The sequence below is a fragment of the Dokdonella sp. genome, from assembly GCF_035703485.1.
Taxonomy (GTDB): domain Bacteria; phylum Pseudomonadota; class Gammaproteobacteria; order Xanthomonadales; family Rhodanobacteraceae; genus Dokdonella.
The window spans coordinates 1-9485 of sequence record NZ_DASSYD010000085.1 but is presented as its reverse complement, the minus strand read 5'-3'; the positions used below and the strand labels follow the sequence as shown (position 1 = coordinate 9485).

The following is a 9485-nucleotide window of genomic DNA, read 5'->3' as shown; positions in this document are numbered from 1 at the left end:
GCTTTTCACGTTAACCCAAGCCCATGCCTTGGCGTGCCGATCTCGATGAAGCAACCACCAACTGGAGAGCCGTGTGCGGGAGAACCGCACGCACGGTTCGGAGGGCGGGGAGGTGATGAGCCTTCCCGACCCCTATCGGGGTAGGGGTGGCTACGGAGCTTGGGTCGCCGCGGCCGCGATGGATTTGGGGCTGCGGGCGCGGGAAGTGCCGGCTTGCAGCCGGCACTCCGATCCGTCAATGCGAGTGCAACGTGCCGGACTTCGGGCAGTGGCACGGCGCGGTCGGGCCGTATTCGATGCCGAACGTGCGGCCTTCGTGGTGGCGCTGCCAGTAGAACTCGGGTGCCGGGCGATTCTTGCCGCCGACTTCGGCCATGTCGGCGTCGATGTCGAAGACGCGACCGTTGATGGCGACGTAGCGGGTGTCGACGGTGGCGCGGATGTTGTCCAGCGGGTTGCTGTTGAGAATGACGAAGTCGGCGCGTTTGCCCGGCGTCAGCGAGCCGATCTGTTTCGACAGGCCGATGGTGTCGGCGCCGTCGATGGTGGCCGCACGCAGGGCCTCGAAGTTGCTGAAGCCACCCTGGGTCAGCATCCAGGTTTCCCAGTTGAGCGACAGGCCCTGCAACTGGCCATGGCCGCCGGTGTTGATCTTGATGCCGGCGTCACGCAGCTTCTTCGCCGCCCTGGCGACTTCGATGTGGTAGTAGTCCCAGTCCGGTGCGGTCTCGCGACGGATCGAACGCGCATCCAGCGTTTCCCGAGGAAAGAAGCGATTGAGCTTCTTGTCTTCCCAGACGTTGTCGCGCGCGTACCACCAGTATTCGCCGCTGAGGCCGCCGTAGCTGACCACCAGGGTTGGCGTGTTGCGCACGTCGGTTTCCTTCCACAGCTTGATGACGTCGGCGTACAGCGGCGCGACCGGGATGTTGTGTTCGATGCTGGTGACGCCATCGAGCATCATCGTCATGTTGTGGTTGAAGGTTGAGCCGCCCTCTTCGACCACGAGCATGCCGAGCTCGCGCGCGGCCTGGTTGATCTGCTGACGCTGATCGCGACGCGGCTGGTTGTAGCTCTTCACGCTGAACGCACCGTTGGCCTTCATCCGGCGCAGGTGCGCGCGCGCATCGTCGAGTGAATTGACCACGGCCTTGAAGTCGCCATCGGCACCGTAGAGGATCGTGCCGGTCGAGAAGATGCGCGGACCGACCATGTCGCCAGCCTTGACCAGTTCCGATTGTGAGAACACGGTTTCGGTGGTCGCCGACGGATCATGGGTGGTAGTCACGCCGAAGGCGAGGTTGGTGTAGTAGGCCCAGTTCTGCTGCGGCACGACGCCGGAACTGAAGTGATTCACATGGGCGTGGACATCGACATAGCCGGGCACGATGGTCTTGCCCTTGACGTCGATGACCCGGGCGTTGGACGGGATGGAAACCTCACCGCTCGCGCCGATCGCCTTGATCGTGTCGCCATCGACGACAAGCACACCATCTTCGATGACTTCCTGTTTCGACTCGGCATCGTTCATCGTGATCAGACGCGCGCCGGTGAAGGCGAACACATCGCCCGGTGTGTCATAGCGCACGCTCAAGCCGACATCGACGGGCTTGTCGCTGCCGGGTTTGGGCAGTTCCTTGCGTGCGCCAGGCAGAAAGGTGAACGAATCGGTCAGATCACGCGAGTGGTATTCGCGACCGACCATCCAGTGCAGCGACTTCGAATCAGCCGACCAGTGCAGGTACGAGCCGACATCCTGGCTGACCACACTGACCGGGATCGCCTTGGTCTCTTTTGACAGTTCAATGCTGCCGCCGGTTGTCGGCATCGGCGCGACATAGGCATTGAACAGTTCGCTGAAGGCGACCCACTTGCCATCGGGACTGATGCTGACGAAGTTGACGTACTTGAGATCAAACACATCACGCGGCTCGCTGCCGTCGATGGCAATGCTCTGGAGCTTTTTCTTGAGGCCGTTGCCGGTCAGGAAGGTGACGCGCTTGCCATCGGCCGAGAACGCCGGATCGCCGCCCTCCCTGGCCAGTCGACGCGCTTCGCCGCCGTTGGCCGGCATCAGGTAGATGCCCGACTGGCCGGAATTGAGATTGCCGGTCAGCGAGCTGCCCGAGGTTTTTGCGTAGACGATGCGCGAGCCATCGTTCGAATAGCGCGGGCCGTAGTAGAAACCCGGCTTCGGGGTCAGGATGCGCGCGCTGTTGGTCGCGAAATCGTGCTCGACAATGCGGCCCTGCTCGGCATCCGACCAGGTCGTGTAGAGCATCTTGTTGCCATCGGCGCTGAAGCTTGGCTGGTATTCGAAGTGATTTGCGTCGGCGGTCAGGCGCTTCGGATTGCCGTTCGGCAACGCCTTAACCCACAGATGGCCCAGCGCATGGAAGACCAGGGTCTTGCCATTCGGGCTGGTGGCGACATCGCGAATCATCTTCGGCTGGAACGTGCCTTCGCCGATGCTCTGCTCGAAACGCAGCGGTTCGGTGACGGTCTGCTCGACATCGGCCGTAAACGGAATTTCGCTGTGCTCGCCACTGGCGGCATCGACGCGCCAGAGCTTGCCCTGGGCCCAGATCACCAGTGATTTGGAATCCGGTGTCCACGCGTAGTTCGGATACGGGCCGAAGATTGCCCAGGCTTCCTGCATGTCATGCGAGAGGCCATCCCAGAGGGCCTTGACCTCGCCGCTGTCGAGATCAACCTTCTCCAGCACGGTCTTCTCGCGCACGCGCTTGACGAAGGCCAGTGACTTGCCATCGGGTGACGGCTCGGGACGCACCGCGCCGCCGCCGGTGGCAATGATGGTTTCAATTTCGCCATCGCGGCGATCAAGACGCTTGACCGCGTAAATCAGGCCGTGCGGGTCCTTGTTGTACTGAAAGTACGGCCCACGGCTGACATCTTCGGAGAAATAGACGTAGTTGCCATCGGCACTGACCGCGGGCTCGCCGAGATCCTGCTGATCGTTTTTCTGCTTGGTCAACTGCAAACCGGCACCGCCGGCGATGTGGTACATCCACAGTTCGCCGGCACCGAGCGAGCGCTCACCGGTGAAGTGCTTGCGCGCGATCAGGTACTGGCCATCCGGCGTCCACGCCGGGTTGTTGAGCAGGCGGAAATCCTCTTTCGAGACCTGGCTGGCGTCGCCGCCGATGACCGGCATGCGCCAGATATTGTTGCCGCCGCCGCGATCCGAGGTGTAGGCGATTTCCTTGCCATCCGGGGAGAAGCGCGGCTGCACATCCCAGGCCGCGCCCTGGGTGATGCGCCTGGCCTTGCCGCCTTCGATCGGCAGCAGATAAAGATCGCCGAGCATGCTGAAGGCGATGGTCTTGCCGTTCGGGCTGACATCGAGATCGAGCCAGGTACCTTCATCGGTACTGAAGCGCACGGTCTTGGTCTTGCCGTGGGCGGCGTTGACGTCCCATTTGGGCTCGTCCTTCTTTTTGTCGGCGGCGAACGCCAAGCCTGGCAACAGCAGCAGGCAGCCGAATACGGCGGCGATGGATCGATAACGCATCGTCAGTACCCCGGATGAGAAACAGCAGACCCACGATCCTAGCCCGGATCGCGCTGTCGAACATGGGGCTAAAGTCCTGAATGCCAATTATTTCAGAAAAAACAGGAAATTAGGTGATATCAGCACCGCCCGCCTCGCGTCCCGAGGCGGGCGGAGCCGCTGCGCGCAGTCGCAATGCTGACAGCAGGCAGCTTGTAGCCACTTTCGGAGTCCGTGGGTGGCGAGTCCGAGCTGACAAAAAAAAGCAGCCTTTCGGCTGCTCTTTTCGTGTATTGCCTTGCTTTCAGCGAGTTCGGAACAGTGCCGGGGCCCAGTTGCTGCTGGCGCCATAGCCATCGCGACGCCGGTGACGCATGTGTTCATGGGCTTCAAGTCGTCGAGTCTCCAGCCACTCAACGCGTTCGGTCTTGAGGCTGGCCGGATCCACACCGCGACGGGTCGCTTCCTGATTGCGGAAAAGGACGAAGTCACCATAGGCATCAAGCTCGGGCTTCAGCTCGCGCACACAGAGCTCGATCATGATCGCGTCATCGAGAAATCCGAGGACTGGCACGCTGTCGGGGATGATGTCGTCCGGATCAGCAAAGTAGGCCAGGCAGGAAAGCACGCGCTTGCGGTCCTCATCGGGCAGGCCGTAGCCCTCATCGACAACGAGCTGGATCATCTGATCGAGATTGTCGAGGCGATCCCTGATGAACTGCGGAACCTTGGTCTGCGGCACTTCGACAAGCAGTTTGGATGCCGAGTCGATGATGGCCTGCGAGCTGAGATTGGTCGCTTTGGATTGCGCTCGTTGCATCGCCTCAATGAAATGATCGAGGTCTTCATCAGCCAGTTGAATCGTGATGTCCAGGGACATGGGGGCCACTCCGCAGGGGAAATTCCAGCGCTGAGACTAGACGCCGCGTTCGAGCACGTCAATCGGTGCGAAAAAATAGATCGCTGCCGGAGCTGGCCGGGAAGTGGGCCTGTCAGAGGATTCCGACTGCCCCGGCGCCGAACGCGGTAACGATGCGCGTATAGATCGTTTTCATCGGCAGATCGACTTCCGGGAAGTCGCCGACGGCGGTGTAGCAGTCGTAGAAGTGCGGATCGTTCTGTTTCAGCGGCGCGCAACCGGGATTGAGCTCGTAACTGGTTGCATAGCGGAACGGCCAGAAATCGAACAGCGGCAGCACGGTGGAAAAATCAGCGATCGCATTGTTGATGCGGTGCAGAAGGTTTGTGCGTGGCCGCTTGGCGATAGTCCATGAATTTTGTGGCTGGGCGTCGCCCACGATCGCTGATCGCACCAGGTCGGCAACTGCGCGGTCATGGATGATCAGGCCCGATTCGGTGTTGTAGTTGTCCGAACGTGGATCGAAGTTGTGCGATCCGATCAGAGTGGTCCGACCGTCGATGACGATCGACTTTGCATGCATGCCGATGCGGACGCCGCGACTGGTCAGCGGTGCCTTGCCGAAACGCTGGTAGCCATTCGTATTGCCGTCACCACTCAATTCGGAATAACGCGAAATCATCTTGCTGGCATCACCTGGAAACGGCTTGAACTCATAAATGCGAAAGCCAAGTTTCAAGTAGCGCTTCTTGTACTTGTGCGACAGGGCGTAGACATAGAACGCATCGGTTGCTGCCAGCGAGTTGGTCGAGACGATGATATCGGGGGGAGTTTCGCGTTCTTGCAGTTTTCGAAATACCCGCCGGGCATGCTTGCTGATGACCAGATACGGGGTCTGCATGATGATCTGGGTCTGCGCCTGGCTGATCATGCTCGCAATATGCTCGCCCAACTGCTTGTTCGGGTCGGATCCTTGCTCCTGTTTGGCCGGAGTGTCCGAAAAGTAGTCGACCTGGCCGACCCGTAGTGCCGTGCTGATGAAACGTCGCTCAATCTCGGCCACCAGACCGGCATGCGCACGCAGGATCTCCACGCGCATCGGATCGATGCCGCGTTCGGCTGCTGGCAGCGGCAGATGCTGGTCGGCTTCGGCAACCAGACGCTGATTGACGTCGTTGAGACGGGTCAGTCGTGCGGCCCGCTTGTTGGACCAGAACTTTTCGAACGAGGTGGCCATCTCCCGCCCGGCTTCATCACCTGTGACAAGGACATCACGATCGCGATAGTCGAACTCGTGATCCCAGTCGAAGTAGCGGTTTTCGTAGTTGCGCCCGCCGGCGATGCCGAACTCATTGTCGACCAGGAACAACTTGTTGTGCATGCGTTGATTGAAGCGGGTGAAACAGCAGACGATGCTGGCCGCGAATTCGAGCGGTTGGGTCACCGCCTTGTGGAAGGTCGGGTTGTAGATGCGAACCTCGAAATTGCGGTGGACCAGGGCCAGGCGCGAGAGCAGCTCGGTATCTTCGAGCGAAAACAGTTGATCGGCGATAACACGCACGCGCACCCCCCGACGCGCGGCGGTGAGCAGCTCATCGAGAATCAGCCGGCCGGCATCGTCGTTGTCCCAGATGAAGGTCTGGATATCGATCGTCTTGCGCGCGGCGCGGATCAGGTGCACTCGCAGCAGCAGGGAATCCTCGCCTTGCTCGAGCACGTTCACATAGTGGATCGGCTGCTGCGGCGTACTCGCCAGGCGTGCCTGCTTGGCCAATTGGTGGAATGGTGAACCGATGGCGCAGTGGTCAGCCTGCGGACAGGTGATCTGCTGAGGTTGTTCGGCGGCAACGACCCGATCGGCCTGGCGTGCCAATTGACGATTGAGGCCGCAGCCAGCCAGGACAAACAGACAAGCCACAACGAGGGCCAGACGCAGCCACTTGCAACCGGGGAGTCCATGCTTGCCGACACTCATGATTCCGCCGCATCTCGATCCGGCAAGGACATGCGGATGCTGAAGCTCAATTCGACTTTGTTGGACAGGGTCGCGCGCCGCGACTGCATGCCGAAATCGCTGCGTTTGACCGTACCGGTTGCTTGCACCGGGCAGTCGACGGCAACGCGCTGGCAGGTGGACGGTGCCACTTCGAACACCACCGGAAGAGTAACGCCACGCATGGTCAGCGCGCCCGGCAACTCGCCGCCGTCGTGCAACCGCGAGAGTGGAAACGGCTCGGAGCGAAAGCGGATCTCGGGGTAGTTCTCGACGTCGAAGAATTCGGCGGATTTGACCCAAGTGGTTGCACTTTCGCGGTTCATCGTCACCTCGGCTGCATCGATACGCGCATCGACGCGGGCCTGGCTGCGGAAACGGTCGATCCTGACCTCGCCATGGACGCTGTCGAAGCGACCTTCCACGGTGAACATCCACAGTACCTTGACGCTGAAAGCGGCGCTTGAATGTGGATTATCGAGTTGCAGTATCTCGGTGGCAGGCGGCTCTGCAGCGGGCGCCGTTGTCGCCAATGCGATCAATCCGGCCAGAAAGCCTGACGCCAGCATCGGCAGCCTCCGACCTCAAGGCCACCAGAAATGGCGGAGACTTGCCGTACCTGGCTCAATCGCGGCATCAGAATCCACATGCAGCCAGGCGATCGCACCCGGCGGCATGCCGCGGCCTTGATCCGATGCGCCATCGGTGAGCAGGGCAACCAGCGTCTCAAGCCCGGGATTGTGTCCGACGAGCAGGATGCAATCGGCATCCACATGGTCCTCCAGCACCTGGATAAGGGTAGCTGGAGTTGCTTCGTAGATACGAGGGTCAATCACGGTCGAGAGGTTTCCGCCGAGCCCCATGACGATGCGCTGCGCCGTTTCCTGGGTTCGCGTTGCCGGTGAGCAGACCAGCACATCGGGTTCTGCTTCATGTGCCTTGAGCCACTCTGCAGCCGCCATCGCCTCGCAGATGCCACTATCGGTCAATGGCCGTGACGCATCGGTCTGGTCTCCATCCGGCGGTTCAGCATGGGCATGGCGCAACAGGATGATCTGGCGAATGGACATGGCGATTCCTTGGCTTGAGCCTGCATCATGCCGCAAGCCCGATGAAATTCCCAAAGGTCGGTCACCCGCGCGAGGCGAATACACCGGAAAGGACGCCACCGACGACACATTCAGCTGCAAGGAATGTGTCGGTAAGGCGCTTTCCTGACTCAGCCCTGCTTCTTCAGCCAGCGCAGCAGTTTGGCCCAGTCTTCCTGATGCGAACGGACGATTTCGGAGTGGTAGTCGAAGATGCTGCGGCCGAGACCGTTCATCAGCGAATAGGCCTGGGTGTCACGCAGTTGCGCAATCAGCGGGAATGGCCAATCGCCAATCTCGGCCAGCGCGTTCTGGGTCGCATTGGTCCACGGCTTGGCCCGATTCGCCACCAGTCCGACCGGCACCTTGCCTTTCTTGATTCGCGGCAGTGTGGCCAGCTCGTTCAGAAACGGCAGGGTCGCCTCAAGATCGACCACGGAAGGCAGCACGGGTACAACGATGACGTCGACATCGTCGAGGATCGCGGCAATTTCGCTGACCCGGATACCGGCCCCGGAATCGATGATGACGCGCTCGGCGTCAACCGGAATGCGCTGTTGCCAGTTTTTGCGTGTGGCGTCGATTGGCAGCACCGCTGTGCTGAGATCGGCGCGCTTTTCGCACCAGCGGCTACTCGATCCCTGACGATCGGCATCGGCGAGTACGGTCGCTTTGCCCTTGAGTGCAGAATAGGCTGCCAGATTCGTTGCGATTGTGGACTTTCCACAACCGCCCTTGGAGCTCGCTACCAGGACTTTCAGCATTACCGCCTCCGTCGCACAGCACATCGGGGCAAATCCTACACCAGCCCAGCCGCAATCGTGGAATCAGTCGCTATTCCGGGCCGTGATTCTGGAATGAAAGCGCTGCGGGTCCGGTTTCCAGTCCGCTGGCGGCAATAATGGAATGCCGGCGCGAGTCAGCAGGTTCCTGGCGAACTGGACCTCGTTCCGCGTCTGAATCCAATCGCTCACATAACTCTCGATTTCATCCGGGTTCGCGATGGCCTCATTTGCAGCTATGGCATATTCCTCCGTGAAGTACTTCTGGTTCCGGGTGATGTCGTCGGTATCGGCGGCTTGCGCCGCGCGTAACACAGCAGCGCCAGCTGCCATGGAACTCAGGGAGCTTGATTGATTGAGCATGAGTCGACCAGCGGCCAGGCAGGCCGCGCGACGATCAGCGGTCAAGGGCTCAGACTTGGGTTTGCACACGCTGATCGCGCTGAATGCGCCCGGCAAGTAAGTGGCGGCGGCTCGGCTGTTGGCCGAAATCAATACCATTCGCTCAGTCATTGCCTTGTCGGCGATTGCATAAGTTTCTGGCAAGGGGTAGTCGCGAAGAAACTTGAGCCATTCGGTTGCGTTGGTGGTGAAGTAGTCGTCAAAGTGACTCGATGCTCCGATCCGGTGGAGTGCTTCGTTGATACCGCTGTTGTCTTTGGCTTGGGTCGCCCGGCGCAACTGGAACAACCAGATTGCACCGTTGTCCGGCGCAAGTCGCTGCAGTGCCAACAGGGGTTCGGACAAGCTGCCGGACGGCGTTGCACCGGCGACTGCCAGCCATTGGACCCACGCATCATCCGGCGCCATCTGCGCGGCACGATCCAACAATTCAAGCCGCCTCTCGTCAATGGCTGGCCTGGAACCTCTATCGGCATAGCTCAGCGACGTGGCGGCAAGCGCGATAGCCCGCGGAGTTCCCTTGGCGAGCAGTGCATCAATCAGCTGCTCATTGTATTTCTGCATTGCAGCCTGATCTTGTGCTGCTTGTCGAGCATCCTTGGCAACACTCAAAATCGATATCGCCATGCCGATACCGATGATGGACACAGTCAGAACTCGTTTCAGATTGAGCAATGATCTCTCCTGTTCATGATCAGCGTTGCCTTAAGGCAACGCTGATCAAGTGGCGCAATCGTCACGACGCCTGTCTGCGTGCAGATCGCGGCGCGCTGGCGCAGATGCACTGGCCGTGTCGGCAACTGCTCCTGCGTTGCTCTACCTCCTGCATCCATGCAGTCGCTTCAAGCCA

At 60.4% G+C, this 9485-nt stretch carries 7 protein-coding genes; all 7 read right to left on the bottom strand.

Annotation, left to right across the window (positions count from 1 at the left end):
• Positions 1–235: 235 nt before the first annotated feature.
• Positions 236–3532 carry an amidohydrolase family protein gene (locus VFN25_RS06370; RefSeq protein WP_325139992.1) on the bottom strand — a complete coding sequence of 1099 codons (3297 nt, stop codon included), beginning with the start codon at positions 3530–3532 and terminating at the stop codon, positions 236–238.
• A gap of 283 nt (positions 3533–3815) precedes the next feature.
• The gene (locus VFN25_RS06365) at positions 3816–4391 is read right to left on the bottom strand and encodes a YkvA family protein (protein WP_325139990.1); all 576 of its coding nucleotides are present in this window, start codon (positions 4389–4391) and stop codon (positions 3816–3818) included.
• Positions 4392–4503: 112 nt separating this feature from the next.
• On the bottom strand, positions 4504–6345 hold the full coding sequence (locus VFN25_RS06360) for a phospholipase D family protein (RefSeq protein WP_325139987.1): 1842 nt from the start codon (positions 6343–6345) through the stop codon (positions 4504–4506).
• A complete protein-coding gene (locus tag VFN25_RS06355) occupies positions 6342–6932 on the bottom strand; it encodes a YceI family protein (RefSeq protein WP_325139985.1) in 591 nt (196 codons plus the stop codon). The genes VFN25_RS06360 and VFN25_RS06355 overlap by 4 nt, the downstream gene beginning before the upstream one ends.
• Positions 6933–6947: 15 nt before the next feature.
• Positions 6948–7427 (bottom strand): histidine phosphatase family protein, encoded by a 480-nt coding sequence (locus tag VFN25_RS06350; RefSeq protein ID WP_325139993.1) that lies wholly within the window; start codon positions 7425–7427, stop codon positions 6948–6950.
• A 155-nt stretch (positions 7428–7582) separates the two neighbouring features.
• Positions 7583–8215, bottom strand: a complete 633-nt coding sequence (locus VFN25_RS06345) for a ParA family protein (RefSeq protein WP_325139981.1) — start codon at positions 8213–8215, stop codon at positions 7583–7585.
• Between the two features lie 63 nt (positions 8216–8278).
• Complete coding sequence (locus VFN25_RS06340; protein WP_325139979.1) at positions 8279–9262, bottom strand: hypothetical protein; 984 nt, start codon at positions 9260–9262, stop codon at positions 8279–8281.
• Positions 9263–9485: the final 223 nt, after the last annotated feature.

What these genes read in the sequence shown, in the direction of transcription:
- VFN25_RS06370 (WP_325139992.1), bottom strand. Translation starts at nt 3,532, where the DNA reads ATGCGTTATCGATCCATCGCCGCCGTATTCGGCTGCCTGCTGCTGTTG.
- VFN25_RS06360 (WP_325139987.1), bottom strand. Translation starts at nt 6,345, where the DNA reads ATGAGTGTCGGCAAGCATGGACTCCCCGGTTGCAAGTGGCTGCGTCTG.
- VFN25_RS06340 (WP_325139979.1), bottom strand. Translation starts at nt 9,262, where the DNA reads ATGGCGATATCGATTTTGAGTGTTGCCAAGGATGCTCGACAAGCAGCA.
- VFN25_RS06355 (WP_325139985.1), bottom strand. Translation starts at nt 6,932, where the DNA reads ATGCTGGCGTCAGGCTTTCTGGCCGGATTGATCGCATTGGCGACAACG.
- VFN25_RS06365 (WP_325139990.1), bottom strand. Translation starts at nt 4,391, where the DNA reads ATGTCCCTGGACATCACGATTCAACTGGCTGATGAAGACCTCGATCAT.
- VFN25_RS06345 (WP_325139981.1), bottom strand. Translation starts at nt 8,215, where the DNA reads ATGCTGAAAGTCCTGGTAGCGAGCTCCAAGGGCGGTTGTGGAAAGTCC.